At 52.4% G+C, this 17,538-nt stretch carries 15 protein-coding genes, 4 tRNA genes and 1 other RNA gene; 9 read left to right on the forward strand and 11 right to left on the reverse strand.

Translation table 11 applies throughout. The features are described 5' to 3' along the window. Positions 1 to 81 precede the first annotated feature (81 nt). The 3 genes from WCT94_RS17970 to mtnN form a co-directional block, all read right to left on the reverse strand. Positions 82 to 360 carry a hypothetical protein gene (locus WCT94_RS17970; RefSeq protein ID WP_336870805.1) on the reverse strand — a complete coding sequence of 93 codons (279 nt, stop codon included), beginning with the start codon at positions 358 to 360 and terminating at the stop codon, positions 82 to 84. 235 nt (positions 361 to 595) lie between these two features. After that, positions 596 to 1,426, reverse strand: a complete 831-nt coding sequence (gene btuF, locus WCT94_RS17975) for a vitamin B12 ABC transporter substrate-binding protein BtuF (protein ID WP_336870807.1) — start codon at positions 1,424 to 1,426, stop codon at positions 596 to 598. A gap of 2 nt (positions 1,427 to 1,428) precedes the next feature. Continuing rightward, the gene (gene mtnN / locus WCT94_RS17980) at positions 1,429 to 2,127 is read right to left on the reverse strand and encodes a 5'-methylthioadenosine/S-adenosylhomocysteine nucleosidase (RefSeq protein WP_336870808.1); all 699 of its coding nucleotides are present in this window, start codon (positions 2,125 to 2,127) and stop codon (positions 1,429 to 1,431) included. A gap of 246 nt (positions 2,128 to 2,373) precedes the next feature. On the opposite strand from mtnN, the gene dgt reads away from it, so the two are divergent. The 7 genes from dgt to WCT94_RS18015 all read left to right on the forward strand — a co-directional run bounded on the left by dgt (position 2,374) and on the right by WCT94_RS18015 (position 11,163). Continuing rightward, on the forward strand, positions 2,374 to 3,885 hold the full coding sequence (dgt, locus tag WCT94_RS17985) for a dGTPase (RefSeq protein WP_336870810.1): 1,512 nt from the start codon (positions 2,374 to 2,376) through the stop codon (positions 3,883 to 3,885). A gap of 190 nt (positions 3,886 to 4,075) precedes the next feature. Then, a complete protein-coding gene (degP, locus tag WCT94_RS17990; protein ID WP_336870812.1) occupies positions 4,076 to 5,539 on the forward strand; it encodes a serine endoprotease DegP in 1,464 nt (487 codons plus the stop codon). A gap of 232 nt (positions 5,540 to 5,771) precedes the next feature. Further along, positions 5,772 to 6,929, forward strand: coding sequence for a CdaR family transcriptional regulator (locus WCT94_RS17995; protein WP_015841264.1), 1,158 nt, complete (start codon positions 5,772 to 5,774; stop codon positions 6,927 to 6,929). A 388-nt stretch (positions 6,930 to 7,317) separates the two neighbouring features. Next, complete coding sequence (locus WCT94_RS18000) at positions 7,318 to 8,322, forward strand: sulfate ABC transporter substrate-binding protein (RefSeq protein ID WP_442955506.1); 1,005 nt, start codon at positions 7,318 to 7,320, stop codon at positions 8,320 to 8,322. A gap of 152 nt (positions 8,323 to 8,474) precedes the next feature. Continuing rightward, positions 8,475 to 9,287: a sulfate ABC transporter permease subunit CysT gene (gene cysT / locus WCT94_RS18005; RefSeq protein ID WP_010280704.1), complete on the forward strand. Its 813-nt coding sequence runs from the start codon at positions 8,475 to 8,477 to the stop codon at positions 9,285 to 9,287. 12 nt (positions 9,288 to 9,299) lie between these two features. Next, complete coding sequence (gene cysW / locus WCT94_RS18010; protein ID WP_225085466.1) at positions 9,300 to 10,181, forward strand: sulfate ABC transporter permease subunit CysW; 882 nt, start codon at positions 9,300 to 9,302, stop codon at positions 10,179 to 10,181. Continuing rightward, the gene (locus tag WCT94_RS18015; protein ID WP_336870818.1) at positions 10,171 to 11,163 is read left to right on the forward strand and encodes a sulfate/molybdate ABC transporter ATP-binding protein; all 993 of its coding nucleotides are present in this window, start codon (positions 10,171 to 10,173) and stop codon (positions 11,161 to 11,163) included. Before cysW ends, WCT94_RS18015 begins: the two co-directional genes overlap by 11 nt. An 82-nt stretch (positions 11,164 to 11,245) precedes the next feature. Here WCT94_RS18015 and WCT94_RS18020 read toward each other — a convergent pair whose 3' ends face one another. From WCT94_RS18020 to WCT94_RS18030, 3 genes are all read right to left on the reverse strand, one after another. After that, positions 11,246 to 11,680, reverse strand: a complete 435-nt coding sequence (locus tag WCT94_RS18020; protein WP_336870819.1) for a DoxX family protein — start codon at positions 11,678 to 11,680, stop codon at positions 11,246 to 11,248. 325 nt (positions 11,681 to 12,005) lie between these two features. Continuing rightward, a complete protein-coding gene (locus WCT94_RS18025; protein ID WP_336870822.1) occupies positions 12,006 to 12,587 on the reverse strand; it encodes a TetR/AcrR family transcriptional regulator in 582 nt (193 codons plus the stop codon). Between the two features lie 84 nt (positions 12,588 to 12,671). Next, positions 12,672 to 13,721, reverse strand: a complete 1,050-nt coding sequence (locus WCT94_RS18030; RefSeq protein WP_336870824.1) for an aldo/keto reductase — start codon at positions 13,719 to 13,721, stop codon at positions 12,672 to 12,674. Positions 13,722 to 13,908: 187 nt separating this feature from the next. On the opposite strand from WCT94_RS18030, the gene WCT94_RS18035 reads away from it, so the two are divergent. Continuing rightward, the gene (locus tag WCT94_RS18035) at positions 13,909 to 15,015 is read left to right on the forward strand and encodes an NADH:flavin oxidoreductase (protein WP_336870827.1); all 1,107 of its coding nucleotides are present in this window, start codon (positions 13,909 to 13,911) and stop codon (positions 15,013 to 15,015) included. Positions 15,016 to 15,166: 151 nt separating this feature from the next. On the opposite strand, the gene WCT94_RS18040 is transcribed toward WCT94_RS18035, so the two are convergent. From WCT94_RS18040 to WCT94_RS18060, 5 genes are all read right to left on the reverse strand, one after another. Then, positions 15,167 to 15,294: non-coding RNA, RtT sRNA (locus tag WCT94_RS18040), on the reverse strand. A 46-nt stretch (positions 15,295 to 15,340) separates the two neighbouring features. Beyond that, positions 15,341 to 15,416: transfer RNA gene (locus WCT94_RS18045), tRNA-Lys, on the reverse strand. A 7-nt stretch (positions 15,417 to 15,423) separates the two neighbouring features. Then, positions 15,424 to 15,499 (reverse strand) — tRNA-Val (locus WCT94_RS18050). A 67-nt stretch (positions 15,500 to 15,566) separates the two neighbouring features. Further along, positions 15,567 to 15,642: transfer RNA gene (locus WCT94_RS18055), tRNA-Val, on the reverse strand. Positions 15,643 to 15,699: 57 nt separating this feature from the next. Beyond that, positions 15,700 to 15,775: transfer RNA gene (locus WCT94_RS18060), tRNA-Val, on the reverse strand. Between the two features lie 290 nt (positions 15,776 to 16,065). On the opposite strand from WCT94_RS18060, the gene gltX reads away from it, so the two are divergent. After that, a complete protein-coding gene (gltX, locus tag WCT94_RS18065; protein WP_336870828.1) occupies positions 16,066 to 17,481 on the forward strand; it encodes a glutamate--tRNA ligase in 1,416 nt (471 codons plus the stop codon). Positions 17,482 to 17,538 lie beyond the last annotated feature (57 nt).

The following is a 17,538-nucleotide window of genomic DNA, read 5'->3' on the forward strand; positions in this document are numbered from 1 at the left end:
GATCGGCCGACTAAAAAAACAAAAACCGTGTCCTGACATCAAGACACGGTTTTTTTATCGGCTCGTCATACGTTAGGTTGATTACCATTCGACCGTAATCAGACGCGTTTCCGTACCCTGTGCGGTTTTTGCCGCAGAGGCAGAAAGTTTTGCCTGATCGACCTGAATACGTGACTCAGTAATTTTAGGTTGTGGTACAGAGGCTACGTTACATGTCATTTGATATTGACCGGATTGAGGCGTTACGCCGCACGCCGGTAGTATCGTCAGTTGAGCATTAATTTGCCCACCCTGATTTCCTGCATATGCTGTGCTACAGGCCGCCATCAGTAAGCCCGCGTAAAGCAACGCATTTTTCATAGTTAAAGCTACCTGGTGTCAAAGGAACCGCTGCCGGTTCAAAATTTTCTCATTTCGTACAACTTTCTTTGGCTTTATCGCCGGGTGGTAATTAACGCCATTAATGATGTCTATAATTCCACCGTTGCGTTCAGATTATCGGCAAATATTGGCGAAATAAAAGCCTATGAGTGTTACAACTTGTATACTAATGAAGCTATTGTTATCGAAGTGATTTCACAGTGTTAATTAACAATCACTTTGCTGACGAAGAGTCGGGGCTTAATGCTGTTAATTGAGAACAAATTTGTCGGGCTGCTAATAGCAAACGAGGGCCGCTGCGGCTAAACCAGTCTTCATTGACGGTAATGACCGGCACCGCTAATTGCGGCTGCCAAAACGCCTGCACGCTGGCAATGCTATCTGGCGCTCCGCTGACAATAATGGCCTGTGGCTGCCGCCTTAATACCTGCTCACGGCTGACCTGTGGCCAGGGCACCGGACTGTCGTTAAAGACATTTTCTGCGCCGCACAGTGAAACGATTTGGCTTTGCAGCGTCGCTTGCGAAGAAGTAAACAGTGGCTGAGTGCCAAATTGAATGAATACCCGCAGTGGCGCTGCATTCTGCCTCTCGCCCGTGTGTCGTAGCCTGCCTATTTCCTGCTGAAAATCTGTCGCAGACCGTTCGGCTTGCTCAGGATGGCGGCTATAGGTCGCCAACTGTCGCAATGACGCGGGAATATCGTCTAACGTCTTCGCATCCAGATAAACGATAGGAATCGAGAAATTGGCGAGCTGTTCCAGTGGCCGCTGTGGGTTACCCTCGCGCCACGCCAGAATCAGGTCGGGTTTGAGGGCGAGGATCCGCTCCAGGTTGATCCCCTGCCAGGAAGCCACTTGTTCCAGCTTTTTCGCTTCTGGCGGGTAATCTGACCAGGCGCTGACCGCAATCAGCTGTTCGCCCATGCCAGCTGCATAGGCCATTTCCGTCGCGTGCGGTGCGAGACTAATGACACGCTGCGGAATGGCGTAAGCGGCGGTGCAGAGCAGTAGCCCGGTCAGCCAGCAGAGAAGCCTGACAGTCACGATTAGCGTGTGGCCAGCTTAGCCAGAATTGCTTCCACCATCCGCGTTGATTGCTGTGCCGCAACGCTCAGGAATTCATCGAAACTCAGGTGTGATTCTTTATCGGCCACATCAGAAATGGCACGCACAACCACAAACGGGACGGCGAACTGATGGCAGACATGGGCGATCGCCGTCGCTTCCATTTCCACGGCAATGGCCTTCGGGAAGGTCGTGCGGATACGGGCTAATGGTTCTGCGCCGTTAATGAAGGCATCACCGCTGACAACCAGACCGCGTACGGCGTTCAGCTGTAAATCGGCAATGGTTTCCTGTGCCAGCGCGATGAGTTTGTCATCGGCGGGGAAAGCGGCAGGGCAGCCCGCCATTTGACCGGGTTCATAGCCAAAGGCCGTGACGTCAGCATCGTGGTAGCGCACTTCATCGGAAACCACGATATCACCGACGTTCAATGTAGGTGCCAGTCCGCCAGCGGAACCGGTGTTAATTACCACGTCCGGCTTGCTGTGTTCTAGCAGCAGCGTGGTGCCCAGCGCGGCGGAGACTTTGCCGATACCCGATTTCAGCAGGGCGACCTCTACGCCGTTGATTTGTCCGGTGTAAATTTCGCAACCCGCACGCTGGAAGGTTTGACGGTTTTCAATCCGATCGCGCAGCAGCGTTACTTCTTGTTCCATCGCGCCGATAATACCGACTTTCATAAGGTTCCCCGCAAATTCTGTTATAAATGGAAGGCGTATACCTAATGCTGGTCACTGAAGCCCCATTTTAGGGGAAACACAGGGGGAGGTTCCCGCAGGGATGCCTCACCCCTGTGGTCGCACCGTGTATCTCGATCGTTAAATGACCAGCATTAGGTGTATATCGCGGGCGTTAGTCTATCATGGCTAGCGGGATGAGATGGAGTGTGCATTATTTTGCTGTAGCGGGATGATAGGGAGAACCGTATGTCTGATATCGATTTCGCCAAAAAAATGAGCTTTCAGCGACATTTCAGCCGACCTAAAACGGCTGATAATGGCTATGCGATTGTGCGTCAGTTTGAGAGCGATCGTGGTCGTATTATTAACTCCGCCGCCATCCGCCGCTTACAGCAAAAAACCCAGGTCTTCCCGCTGGAGCGTAACGCGGCTGTCCGTTCCCGCCTGACCCATTCGATGGAAGTTCAGCAGGTGGGGCGCTATATCGCCAAAGATATTTTGCACCGCCTGCAAGTCGATGGGCGGCTGGCGTCGCTGGGTCTGGAAGACAGACAAACGCCGTTTGAAAGCATGGTCGAAATGGCGTGCCTGATGCATGACATCGGCAATCCGCCATTCGGGCATTTTGGCGAATCTGCGATTAACCAATGGTTCAGAAAATTGCTGGATAGCCATTATCTGGACAATGAATCCCCGGAACGTGTCGATGATTGTAAAGTCCCTACGCTACGGATGCAGCAGGATGGGCTGGACGAATTGCGTGGGCAAATCCGACAGGATCTGAGCCACTTTGAAGGCAATGCACAGGCGATCAGGCTGGTACACACATTGCTGAAGCTCAATCTGACCTACGGGCAAGTCGCCTGTATTTTGAAATATACCCGTCCCGCATATTGGCACGGCGAACTGCCGGCGGATTACCACTATTTGATGAAGAAGCCGGGCTACTATCTGGCAGAAGAAGCGTTTGTCGCCAGACTACGTGAAGAGCTGGATATGGGCGAATTTCATCGTCATCCGCTGAGCTACATCATGGAAGCAGCGGATGATGTTTCCTACTGTATTGCGGATCTGGAAGATGCCGTTGAGAAAGAGATTCTCACGATTGAAGAATTGTACGACCTGTTGCGTGAAAATTGGGGAGAAGGAACGGAGAAAGATATTTTCGCTAAGACGATTGAACACGCCTTCAAAGAGCGTGAACGTTTAAAATGGCGCAGTCACGACGATCAGTTCTTCATGAATCTTCGCGTTAATACCGTGCAGCAGATGGTGCCGCATGCCGCGAAGCGTTTTATTGATAACCTGCCAGCGATCTATGCCGGATCGTTTAATCAGGCGTTGCTTGAGGACGACAGCCCGCAGAATCGCCTGCTAGGCATTTTCAAACACGTCGCCTTAAAACACGTTTTTAATCATCATGAGGTTGAACAGCTGGAGCTACAGGGAGATCGCGTGATTCGCGGCCTGCTGGATATTTATAGCCCGCTGCTCGAGATGCCCTATCAGGATTTCAGTCAGCTTGTCCTCGATGATACGCACAGGCGCTATCCGATTGAAACGCGGCTTTATCACAAGCTGTCCAGCAAGCACTGTCTGGCCTATTGCGAAGCGGTTGCCGCGTTGGAAGCCTTACCCGAAAACGAGCGAATCGTCCGTGAATATTACTATCGTGCGCGTCTGATTCAGGATTACATCAGCGGTATGACGGATTTGTACGCCTACGACGAATACCGCAAGCTGATGGCGGCAGATTAGCGACGAACAGACGGCAATGGAAATCGCGAGTTTTGTAAAGCCGTTCAATATTTCCTTACGCTTCACGATCTTCCCCTCGGGAACATTGTTGGTCCATATTTATCTCATACAGCACGACACACTGAGTGTACCCGGTGTCGGGTACACGGGCCGTAAGACTCGCGTGTTGATTACTATGAGACATACTCCTATGAAAAGAAAATCACTGGTTCTGAGTGCGCTGGCGTTAAGTCTGGCGATGGCGATGGCGATGGGCTCCACCACGGCGAATGCGGCTGAGTCAGCGGCGTCTGCCGCGTCATCGGGTCAACTCCCTAGCCTGGCCCCTATGCTGGAAAAGGTCATGCCTTCCGTGGTGAGCATCTACGTGGAAGGGCATACCACCAACGCGGGCAATGCGGGAAAAGAAGGAATCCCCCCGCAGCTTCAGCCATTTTTTGGTGAAAACTCGCCTTTCTGCCAGGACGGATCGCCGTTCCAGTCGTCGCCTGTGTGTCAGGGAGAAGGGAACGATGATGACAACGGCCAACAGCAACCAAAACAGGAAAACTTCCAGGCGCTGGGCGCGGGCGTTGTGATTAATGCGGAGAAAGGCTATGTGGTGACTAACAGCCACGTGGTGGAGAACGCCGATAAGATTCAGGTTCGCCTCAGTGATGGCCGCAAGTATGACGCCAAGATGTTAGGTAAAGATCCGCGTTCAGATATCGCACTGGTGCAGCTGAAAGACTTCAAAAATCTGACGGCTATCAAGGTCGCGGATTCTGACCAGTTGCGGGTTGGTGATTACACGGTGGCGATTGGTAACCCGTATGGTCTGGGCGAAACGGCGACCTCGGGCATTGTGTCTGCGCTAGGGCGTAGTGGGTTGAATATTGAAAACTATGAGAACTTTATTCAGACCGATGCGGCGATTAACCGGGGGAATTCCGGTGGCGCGCTGGTGAACCTGAATGGGGAACTGGTTGGTCTGAATACCGCGATTCTTGCCCCAGATGGCGGCAATATCGGGATTGGTTTCGCTATCCCCAGCAATATGGTGAAAAGCGTCGTGGCACAGATTGTCGAATTTGGCGAAGTGAAGCGCGGCGAGTTGGGTATTACCGGGACGGAGTTGAACTCTGAACTGGCGCAGGCGATGAAAGTGGATGCCCAGCGTGGCGCGTTTGTGAGCCAGGTACGACCAAAATCGGCAGCCGATGAAGCAGGCATCAAGGCGGGTGATGTGATCGTCACGCTGAATGGCAAAGCGGTCAGCAGTTTCTCCGCGCTGCGTGCGCAGGTTGGCTCGCTGCCGGTGGGCAGTAAAGTGGCGTTGGGGCTGCTGCGTGAGGGTAAACCGCTGACGGTCGAGGTGACGCTGCAACAGAGCAATCAGGCTCAGGTGGCTTCCGGCAATCTCTACTCTGGCATCGAAGGTGCCGAGCTGAGCAATACGCAGGTGGACGGCGAAAAAGGTGTCAAGGTGGATAACGTCAAACCCGGTTCCGCCGCGGCTAAAATTGGTCTGAAGAAGGACGACATTATTCTCGGGGTTAACCAGCAGGCGGTACAGAATATTGGCGAGCTGCGTAAAATTCTCGACAGCAAACCGGCAGTATTAGCCTTGAATGTACGCCGTGGCGACAGCACGATTTATCTGCTGGCTCAATAACCGCTCTGTTCAACGTGTAAGTGGATAATTGCCTTTTAAGACAACTTGTTACGTTGATTATCTGGCCGGGCACTTCGGTGCCCGGCTCGTTCTCGCTTCTCCATGAAAGTGCTTTTGTGAGTTCTTCCACAGATTTAATCTAATTCCCGTTTCTTTGTTAATTTGCACAATGTGTGGCGCACGGTGTGGCGGTATGCTGGTGCAATTGTCAATGTTCCTCTCAGAGGTAAAAATGGCGTCGTATCATCTCAATGCCAAGATGGCACAGGATATTGTCGCGCGGACCATGCAGATCATTGATAGCAATATCAATGTGATGGATGCTCGCGGTAAGATTATCGGCAGTGGCGATCAGGAACGATTGGGGGAACTGCACGAAGGAGCGCTGCTGGCGCTCTCGCAGGGACGGGTCGTCGATATTGATGATGCCGTGGCGCGCCACCTGCATGGCGTGCGTCCAGGCATCAATTTACCCCTGCGCATCGACGGTGAAATCGTTGGTGTTATTGGTTTAACAGGGAACCCCAGCCAGCTACGGCAGTACGGCGAACTGGTCTGTATGACGGCGGAAATGATGCTGGAGCAGGCGAGGTTGTTGCATATGCTGGCGCAGGATAGCCGTCTGCGTGAAGAGCTGGTGTTGAACCTGATCCGCACCGACGATCTTTCTCCCGCCCTCATGGAGTGGGCGCAGCGCTTAGGCATCGATCTGAATAAGCCACGCGTTGCGGCGGTGATTGAAGTGGACAGCGGGCAGCTCGGGGTAGATTCTGCCATGGCGGAGCTACAGCAGTTGCAGACGCTGCTGACCACGCCGGAACGTGACAACCTGATCGCGATCGTTTCCCTGACAGAAATGGTGGTGCTAAAACCGGCGTTGAACAGCCACGGGCGCTGGGATGCAGAAGATCATCGGCGGCGGGTGGATACGCTCATGTCGCGCATGGCGGAAAGCAGTCGGCTGCGGGTGCGGTTGGCGCTGGGAAACTATTTTGCCGGCCCTGGCAGTATCGCGCGCTCTTACCGCACAGCACGCACAACCATGAGCGTGGGCAAACAGCGTATGCCTGCTCAGCGCTGTTATTACTATCAGGATCTGATGTTGCCCGTGCTGTTGGACAGCCTGCGCGGCGGCTGGCAGGCAAACGAGCTGGTGCGGCCACTCTCGAAGCTGAAAGCAATGGATGGCAATGGTCTGCTGCGTCGGACGCTGGGCGCCTGGTTCCGTAATAACGTTCAGCCCGGTGCGACGGCGAAAGCGCTGTTTATTCACCGTAATACGTTGGAGTATCGTCTCAACCGCATCTCCGAGCTGACGGGGTTAGATCTGGGGAATTTCGACGATCGCTTGCTGCTGTACGTGGCTTTGCAGCTTGATGAAGAAGAATAGAGCTGAAAATTGACGGTTTTTACTTAACCCTGTTTGTTCCCCGCCGTACTTACCTGATGCCGCAGGGCATCAGGGTTACCCCGTCCTCCCTCGCAAAATGCCGTCAACAGTGACAAAATTGCTTAGATTGAAAACTATTACATAACCATTAACAATATAACGCGATAGCATAAATTATCGCGAAACAATATTTTTGCCCCCTCCCTATATCCACTATTGTCACTTCCATGTTGTCAGCCTGATATACCCGTCCTATTTCAAGCTGCATATGTGCGGTGCAAAACGATCGCGTTTGTCCTGCAAGTCGAATCATTTAAGTTATTAATCAGTCACATCCGTCATGATTTTATCTGATACTTTCGAGCATTAGGGAGTGATAAGAATGTCAATACGTCGTCTGGGGTTATCTGTTGCTACGGCAGCACTGTTGTTTTCCGGTGTGGCCTCGGCGGCTACCGAATTATTAAACGTGTCTTACGATCCGACGCGTGAACTGTATCAGCAATACAATGCGGCGTTTATTAAGCATTGGAAAGCGACCACCGGTGAAGATATCACCATCAAAAATTCGCACGGCGGTTCTGGAAAGCAGGCACGTTCGGTGATTGACGGTTTGCAGGCCGATGTGGTGACGCTGGCGCTGGCCGGTGATATTGATGCATTAAACCTGAATCAACAGCTGATCGATCCTAAGTGGCAGGCGCGTTTGCCTGACAACAGCACGCCTTATACCTCCACTATCGTTTTTCTGGTGCGTAAAGGTAATCCAAAGCAAATCAAAGACTGGAACGATCTGGTGAAACCGGGCGTTGAAGTCATCACGCCAAACCCGAAAACTTCTGGCGGCGCACGCTGGAACTTCCTGGCCGCGTGGGCGTATGCCAAAGCGCAACCGGGCGGTAATGATGAAACCGCACTGAAATTTGTGACCGAGCTGTATCGTCATGCGCCTGTTCTCGATACCGGTGCGCGTGGGGCGACCATTAGCTTTGTACAGCGTCAGTTAGGTGATGTGTTGCTGGCATGGGAAAACGAAGCGTACCTGTCTCTGCAAGAGCAGGGCGGCGATCAGCTTGAAATCGTCACACCATCTCTGTCGATTCTGGCTGAACCGCCAGTTGCCGTTGTGGATAAAGTCGTTGAGCGCAAGGGAACGCAGAAACAGGCTGAAGCTTATCTGCAATACCTCTACAGCGATGAAGCACAGCGCATCATCGGTAAAAATTTCTACCGTCCACGTAACGCCAAGATTGCTGAAGAGTTTAAAAATCAGTTTGCCCCTGTGAATCTGGTGACGATCGATAAGGACTTTGGTGGCTGGAAAGCGGCACAGGACAAATTCTTTAACGATGGTGGCGTGTTCGACGCAATCTTTAAAGAGATCAATAAGTAAGTTTTAACGTCTGACGGATTAAGGCCGCTATCACCTAGCGGCTTTTTTCAGGTTAAAAGGCTGGCGACAGCCGCCCGAAATCTTCTGTCAGGTAGCGCGTGTCGGCAAGCAGTTGTTGGCTGGGTAGTGAGTATGAAAATTAAAGGCACGGTATGTCACAGCGTTCTTCCTCAGTGATTCCCGGTTTCGGGCTAACGTTAGGGTTTAGCCTGAGCTATTTAGGATTAATTGTCCTCATTCCGTTGGCGGGGATGTTTTTATATGCCAGCCAATTAACGTTCGGCCAGTTTTGGGATCTGATAACCAGCCGTCAGGTGCTTTTCTCCCTGCGGCTTTCGTTTGGTACAGCGCTGGCTGCGGCTTTTATTAACGGTATTCTCGGGACGCTGCTGGCCTGGGTGCTCGTGCGCTATACCTTTCCCGGCCGTAAAGTGATCGATGCCATGATCGACATGCCCTTCGCGCTGCCCACAGCGGTCGCGGGGATTGCCCTGACGGCGCTGTATGCACCGAATGGTCTGATTGGCTCGCTGTTTCCGTTCAAAATTGCCTACACCGGGATTGGCATCACGCTGGCGCTTATTTTTGTCACGCTGCCTTTCGTGGTCAGAACGCTACAACCGGTACTGGCCGATATTCCCAAAGAAGTCGAAGAGGCCGCCGCCTGTCTGGGCGCGCGTCCGCTTCAGGTTTTCCGCCATGTCTTGCTTCCTGCGCTGTTACCGGCGTGGCTGACGGGCTTTGCGCTGGCTTTTGCTCGCGGCGTGGGGGAGTACGGCTCCGTGGTGTTTATCGCGGGGAACATTCCGTTTAAAACCGAAATCCTGCCGCTGCTGATCGTCTCCAAGCTCGATCAGTATGACTACAAAGGGGCAACCGGGATCGGCGTGTTCATGCTGCTGGTTTCTTTCATTATGCTGCTGCTGATTAACGTGTTGCAGCGCCGCATTCAACCGAAACTGTAAGGGCTGGTCGTCATGGAACAGGTTATTTCCGCTCAGGCCAGCGCGGCTAAAAGAAAAAAGCAGCCCGCAGCCTATTACATTCTGGTTTCACTCGCGTGGATCGTCTTTTTTCTGATTCTGGTGCTGCCGCTGATGATGGTGGTGACCCAGGGGCTAGATAAAGGCATCGATGCATTTTGGGATGCGATTACAGAACCGGATGCGATCTCCGCACTGAAGTTGACGCTGCTTGCGACCGTCATTTCCGTGCCGTTAAACGTGGTATTCGGATTGGCGACGGCGTGGTGTGTGACGAAATTCGAGTTTCGTGGCAAGAGCTTTCTGCTGGCGTTGATCGATTTACCGTTTTCTGTTTCCCCCGTTGTGGCGGGGTTGGTGTATGTGCTGTTGTTTGGCGCACAAAGCAAGATCTATCCCTTCCTGCTCGAACACGATCTGCAAATTGTTTACGCTGTGCCGGGCATCGTGCTGGCGACAATTTTCGTCACATTGCCTTATGTTGCCCGTGAGTTGATTCCGCTGATGGAAGAGCAGGGTTCGCAGGAGGAAGAAGCGGCACGTCTGCTGGGGGCGAACGGCTGGCAAATGTTCTGGCATATCACGCTGCCGAATGTGAAGTGGGCGCTGATTTACGGCGTGGTGCTGTGTACTGCGCGCGCGATGGGCGAGTTTGGTGCCGTTTCCGTCATTTCCGGCCATATTCGCGGCCTGACGAACACGCTGCCGCTGCATATCGAAATTCTTTATAACGAGTACAACATCGTTGCGGCCTTCAGCGTGGCGATTCTGCTGCTGATCATGTCGCTGGTGGTGCTGTTACTGCGCCAGTGGAGTGAAGGTCGATTGACGAAGCAAATACAGAAACAACAGGAGTTGGCCAAAAATGAGCATTGAGATTCGCAATATTAATAAACAATTTGGCCAGTTTCGGGCGCTGAACGAAATTAATTTATCGATCCACAGCGGTGAGCTGGTGGCGCTGCTGGGGCCATCGGGCTGCGGTAAGACAACGCTGCTGCGTATTATCGCCGGACTGGAACAGCCGGATAGTGGCAGTATTATTTTCCACGGTCAGGATGTGTCCGTCCACGATGTGCGCAAACGCAACGTGGGGTTTGTCTTCCAGCACTACGCGCTATTCCGCCACATGACGGTGTTCGATAACGTCGCGTTTGGGCTGCGAATGAAGCCGAAAAATATCCGGCCTTCGAAGCGTGATATCGAAAAGAAAGTACATGAGCTGCTGAATCTGGTGCAGTTGGACTGGCTGGGAGATCGTTATCCTGAACAGCTTTCCGGCGGCCAGCGTCAGCGTATTGCACTGGCGCGTGCGCTGATCGTCGAACCGAGCATCCTGCTGCTGGATGAACCCTTTGGCGCGCTGGATGCCAAGGTGCGTAAAGAGCTGCGCCGCTGGTTGTCTCAGTTGCATGAAGATATCGATCTGACCTCGGTATTTGTGACGCACGATCAGGAAGAAGCGATGGAAGTGGCTGACCGTATCGTGCTGATGAATAAAGGCGTGATTGAACAAATCGGCACGCCAGCAGAGGTGTATAACAACCCAGCCAGCGAGTTTGTTTACCATTTCCTCGGCGATAGTAACCGACTGAAAGTGGCGCAAACGGAAGAGACGATTCTGTTCCGTCCTCATGAAGTGTCGCTATCCGTTCAGGCGCAGGAAGGTTATCAGGCGGTGACGGTGCGCGATATTCGTCCACTCGGCGCCTTAACGCGCCTGTCGTTGAAGCTGGGTGAGCAGTCTGAACTGATTGAAGCGGAAGTCGCAAAAGACGATGCAAGCCTGCACGGGCTACAGAAAGGCGATGTGATTCAGTTCAAGCCTAAGCGCTATAGCCACGATTGGGAAATCTGATCGGAAGATAGCTGCAATAAAAAAACCCGCGATATTCGCGGGTTTTTTGCTTTTATCGGAAATGCCTGCCGTATGGCAAGGATTAACGATAAGCAGGATTAGAGGCAACAGAATAACGGCCGCTGCCAACCAGCATGATGATAATGCCAGCAAAGAAATAGAGTGCTTCCAGTTCCAGCGCCCAGGCGCCAACGTCGGTCAGGGTGAAGAATTTACCCATGCCAACCATCAGCGTTGCCACAACCAGCGTCAGCGCGGCAATCAGGCCTGAAATACGGGTAAATACGCCCAGAATAATCAGAATCGGTGCAACGACTTCGCCCACGTAGACACCGTAAGCGATAAAACCTGGCAGGCCTGCGCCTTGCAGCATCTGTACGATCCAACCCACACCGTGCTCAATTTTTGCTACGCCGTGAAACAGCAGCAGAATACCCACGGTTAAACGCAGTAAAAGTTTACCTGCATCGGGATGATTGGTTAAACGCGTGAACCACTGATTCAACTGAGAAATCATACTAGACAACCTCGTGAGTTAACGAAAAGTGCTATTGGATATAAGGCGGCAGTGTCGTCGATTTAACGCCTGAATAGAAAACAAATAAATTTGATATTTTCTGTCAAAAAATTAGGTGAACAGGGCAAGTGCGGATAAGCATAGCACCGCGATTGCGGCGGTCTAATGATGGATGGGAATAATGCAATAACAAGATGTTATGAAAAAGGGTGTAGTCTGAATAGCTGAAGGTCAGAGGAGTGGATTGTATACAGGGAATCGTTTTAAGAGTGGATGCGGTTTGGAACCTATCCTGGATGCGACAGGCCCCTTTTCCATAACCTGTTTATGCTTCGCCAAGCAGTGCCTTTTTGGCGGCATTGAGAAAGTCGTCCGACAAAGTATCGCCAGCTGTTGCGCGTGCTAGCGCCAGCGCACCGGATAACAGGGCGAATTGCGCCAGAGCATGCTGCTTGCGCTGCTCTTTATCTTTTATCGTCGAGAGGGACTCCAGCCTATCCAGCATGGCTTTGACACCGCTGAGATAAACGTCGTGTACTGGTTTATCTGCACTTTCTCTGGCTATGTCATTGGCTAGTGCCGTGAGGGCGCAGCCATCTTTTGCGCCGTCTCGATGGGCGGGGGAAAGATAGTGTTCCACCAGTGTTTTCAGGTTATGTTTATCTGCGCGCTGGCACATTTCCTGCCAGCGAGTACCGGAATCCTCAAGCGCTTTTCGGCTGGCGATGGCGGCGAGTTCATCTTTAGATGCAAAATGACCATAGAAACCACCGTGGGTTAAGCCTGCTGCTGCCATCAGATCGTTCACGCTAACGCCGTTCAGGCCCCGTTCACGAAAGAGCTGTGAAGAAACCTGGATGATTTCTTCTCGGTTACGCTCCATCTGTTGTTTTGATACACGGGCCATGTTGTTCTCCTTTTTCTGTCAGGCATCATCTTAGGGTATGAAAAAGTCAGACTCAATAGATGATGCCTTTCATCAATAGCCGGATCAGGATCGCGGCGGCCACGGTGTAATAATATGAGCGCTGTCGCCTCCCTGAGCCCGAGACAATGTCTCTGCGATCTGATCGTGTGGCGTCCCCAGCGAAATAGCACTGACTTCATCCAGTCGCGCGACCTGATCGTCGTTTAGCGTCACATTTAATGCGAGCAGCGTATCATCCAACTGTGCCAGCGTGCGGGAGCCCAGAATAGGGATCAGGCTGGTGCTAGCCCGGGCTGATTTATGCCGCAACCAGGCGATGGCAATGTGTATTGGCATGACGTTCAAGTCGTTTGCAACGCGAAAAACCTCATCCAGCAAGGTCGTGTCTTGCTCGGTGTGCACTAATCTTCCGCCAAAACCGATCAGCCGGCCTTCTTTACTTTGACGATATTTTCCCGTCAGCAAGCCACCACCCAATGGAGACCAAAGCGTTGCTGCCAGCCCCATTGCTTCAGCCATCGGCAGTAGCTCTCGTTCTGCGGTACGCTGCACCAGACTGTATTCCACCTGAATACCGGCAATTCGCGACCAGCCGCGCAGTTCCGCGATAGTGTCCGCTCGGGCAATGCGCCAGGCGGGGAAATTAGAGAAGCCTGCGTACTGGATTTTTCCTGCCCGAATGAGATCGTCGAAAGTGCGAACAATCTCTTCCAGGGGCGTTAATTGGTCATCAAAGTGCGCCCACAGCACATCAATACGATCGGTTTTCAGTCTCTTCAGGCTGTTTTCTACCGATGAGATCATGTTCTTGCGGCTATTGCCGGTTCGGGAAATTCCGGCATCCGGCATGGCACTTAAGGTGTACTTCGTCGCTACAACAAAATGGTCGCGATCTGCGGCAATGAATTCTCCGACCATCTGCTCAGATTGGCCTAACTGGTAAGCATCCGCTGTATCGATGAAGTTGCCGCCCGCGTTGGCATAACGATCAAATACCTGTTTAGCCTGTTCTTTTTCAGAACCATAGCCCCAACCGGTGCCAAAATTTCCTGTTCCGAGAGCAAGTTCGGAAACGCGTAAGCCCGTATTACGTCCAAACGTTGTGTATTTCATACCGTGCCTCTATTTTTAAATGTCAATTGACATCTATCATATATGTCATACATCATTTATAAGTGCAAGCAGGGTGGCATTCTCTTTACGGGAGGCGATGCTAACGGGGGGTTGCTTAACTGCATGAATTGCGTTTCTAATCGATATTCAACGCCGCTATGACGTTAAACCATAAAAGGAAATATTTATGTCTGATGATGTTCTGTTTAGTCCCTTCACGTTGAAAGGGTTAACTCTTCCTAACCGCATTGTCATGGCACCGATGACGAGAGGTATGGCTGAAAACGGCATTCCTGGCCCAGCGCAGGCGGAATATTATCGCCGCCGTGCCGAAGGGGGAGTCGGGCTGATTCTGACAGAGGGAACGGTAGTTGATCGTCCCGCTTCGCGTAATATGCCAGGGATCCCGCTCTTTCATGGCGAAGCCGCGTTGGCTGGTTGGGATGCGGTGGCGAAAGCGGTTCATGCCGCTGGTGGCCGTATTGGGCCGCAAATTTGGCATACGGGGTCAACCCACGGACGCGGCTGGGAGCCTGATGCGCCTGTTGAAAGCCCCTCGGGAATCGTCGGCCCAGATGAGCCTCGCGGTGTGGTGATGACCGAAGAAGATATCGCTGATACCGTGGCGGCGTTTGCTCGCGCTGCGGCGGATGCAAAACGATTGGGTTTTGACACGCTGGAACTGCATGGTGCGCATGGTTACCTGATTGACCAATTCTTTTGGTCGGGCACGAATAAGCGTGAAGATGCCTTTGGTGGCGCAACGATCCGCGAACGCTCTCGCTTTGCCGCTGAGGTAATTCGTGCTGTCCGAGTCGCTGTTGGTGAGGATTTCCCGCTGATTCTGCGTGTGAGTCAGTGGAAGCAGCAGGACTACAGCGCACGTCTGGCGAGTTCCCCACAGGAGATGACGGACTGGCTAGCGCCGCTGGTTGAGGCGGGTGTGGATATTCTTCACTGTTCCCAGCGTCGTTTCTGGGAGCCTGAATTCCCTGAGGTTGATGGGGCGGAAGGGCTGAACTTCGCCGGTTGGGCGAAAAAACTGACGGGTGCGGCGACAATCAGCGTTGGCTCGGTGGGGTTGACCTCGGATTTCTTTTCCGCGTTTGGCGGTGAGGGTTCTGGCACGGCGGCATTGGACAATCTACATGTGCGGATGGAGCGAGAGGAGTTTGATCTGATCGCGGTAGGCCGAGTTCTGCTTTCTGATGCGCAATGGGTACAAAAGGTGCGTTCTGGGCAGACGGATAAATTACGCGGTTTTGATGCAGCGGACTTAGCCGTACTGGCGTGATATTTCGGTGCCGTAGCTGAGTAGGGCTGCGGTACTTCATTGAATATTGGGAGCGCTAATACGGAGCAATTGAGTAGAATTTTATCTACACGACACGTGCAATACATAACATTGGATGGATTGACTTCAGAGAGGATTCACTTTGCGGAAGTGGTGGGTCGTGCAGGATGACTCGGCCTTTGGCCTCGCCCCTTCGGGGTCAACGCTGGCGCGTTGCTGTCTCGCTTCGCTCGGCTCGAACCTGAACGCAGGTTTTCACCTACACGACACGTGCAACAGATAACATTAGGTGGATTTACTTCAGAGAGCTATCACTTTGCGGAAGTGGTGGGTCGTGCAGGATTCGAACCTGCGACCAATTGATTAAAAGTCAACTGCTCTACCGACTGAGCTAACGACCCGCAGAAGTGGTGGGTGATGACGGGATCGAACCGCCGACCCCCTCCTTGTAAGGGAGGTGCTCTCCCAGCTGAGCTAATCACCCACTTCTGTACTACATTTACTTCTTGATTTACTTCAACTTCTAATAAGAAGACCAGCTGGTATGAGATTGGTGGGTGATGACGGGATCGAACCGCCGACCCCCTCCTTGTAAGGGAGGTGCTCTCCCAGCTGAGCTAATCACCCAATCTCAAATCTTCTTACTCTACACAGCGAGCTACTCTTCTTTAAAACTCAAAAGAGTGGTGGGTGATGACGGGATCGAACCGCCGACCCCCTCCTTGTAAGGGAGGTGCTCTCCCAGCTGAGCTAATCACCCCCGCTGTGTGGAGTCGCATTATAGGGATCCTTGAATGTGAGTCAACGCTTTTTAAAACTAAAATGATTGTTCGTTGCAAAATTAGTCAAGGCGTCGTATTTATCGCCGCTGGTGCTGCATCCTTGTGCAATTTGGCCTGTTATCTTGCTATTTCCTCCAGAATAAAAGCACGGTCGGCATGTTACGGCGTTGAGGAATCGAAGCAGAGTGATAGAATGTTGCCCACTTTTGTTCTTGAGCTTATGTCGGTCTGTGCCGACAGCCGTTGCGTAATAAGGCTGTAATCCCAAATGAAAATCAAAACCCGTTTTGCCCCGAGTCCTACTGGCTATCTTCACGTCGGCGGTGCTCGTACCGCACTTTACTCCTGGTTGTTTGCCCGTCATCAGGACGGCGAGTTCGTGTTGCGTATTGAAGATACCGATCTGGAGCGTTCAACCCAAGACGCGATTGATGCCATTATGGATGGTATGAACTGGCTGAGCCTGAACTGGGATGAAGGCCCGTACTACCAGACTAAACGTTTTGACCGTTACAACGCCGTTATTGATCAGATGTTGGAAAACGGTACGGCATATAAATGCTACTGCTCTAAAGAGCGTCTGGAAGCGCTGCGTGAACAGCAGATGGAAAACGGCGAAAAGCCGCGTTATGACGGCCATTGCCGTGGTTCTCACGAACATCATGCCGATGATGAGCCGCACGTCGTGCGTTTCCTTAACCCGCAGGAAGGCTCGGTTATCTTCAATGACCGCATTCGCGGGCCGATCGAATTCAGCAATCAGGAACTCGACGATCTGATTATCCGTCGTACCGACGGTTCACCGACCTATAATTTCTGTGTCGTAATCGATGACTGGGATATGGAAATCACGCACGTTATTCGTGGTGAAGACCATATCAACAACACGCCGCGCCAGATCAACATTCTGAAAGCGCTGGGCGCGCCGGTGCCGGAATATGCACATGTGTCGATGATTTTGGGCGATGACGGTAAGAAATTGTCCAAACGTCACGGTGCTGTCGGTGTGATGCAATACCGTGATGACGGCTATCTGCCGGAAGCGCTGCTGAACTACTTGGTGCGTTTAGGCTGGTCATCTGGCGATCAGGAAATCTTCTCTATTGATGAGATGAAGTCTCTGTTCTCGCTGGATGCCGTTAGCAAATCTGCGAGCGCTTTCAATACTGAGAAGCTGCAATGGCTGAACCATCACTATATTAACCATTTACCCGCAGAATACGTGGCAACGCATTTGTCATGGCATATTGAGCAGGCTGGAATTGATACCCGTACCGGACCGCAGTTGAGTGAACTGGTTGGCCTGTTGGGCGAACGTTGTAAGACGTTGAAAGAAATGGCGGACTCGTGCCGTTATTTCTATGAAGATTTTGCTGAGTTTGACGCCGATGCGGCGAAGAAACATCTGCGTCCAGTTGCACGTCAGCCGCTTGAGCTGGTACGTGAGAAACTGGCAGCGATTACCGATTGGACTGCTGAGAACATCCACCACGCCATCCAGGGCACGGCGGACGAACTGGGTCAGGGCATGGGTAAAGTCGGTATGCCGCTGCGCGTTGCTGTCACTGGAGCAGGCCAGTCTCCGGGCGTTGACGTGACTGTGCATGCAATTGGCCAACAGCGTTCGCTGGCGCGTATTGATAAAGCGTTGGCGTTTATTGCCGAGCGTGAAGCACAGCAGTAATCGCTATCGTGTAAATAGCGTTATACAAAATGAGCCCCGGCCTGACAGCCGGGGTTT

Origin of the sequence: Pectobacterium sp. 1950-15 (assembly GCF_037136835.1) — a bacterium.
GTDB lineage: Bacteria > Pseudomonadota > Gammaproteobacteria > Enterobacterales > Enterobacteriaceae > Pectobacterium.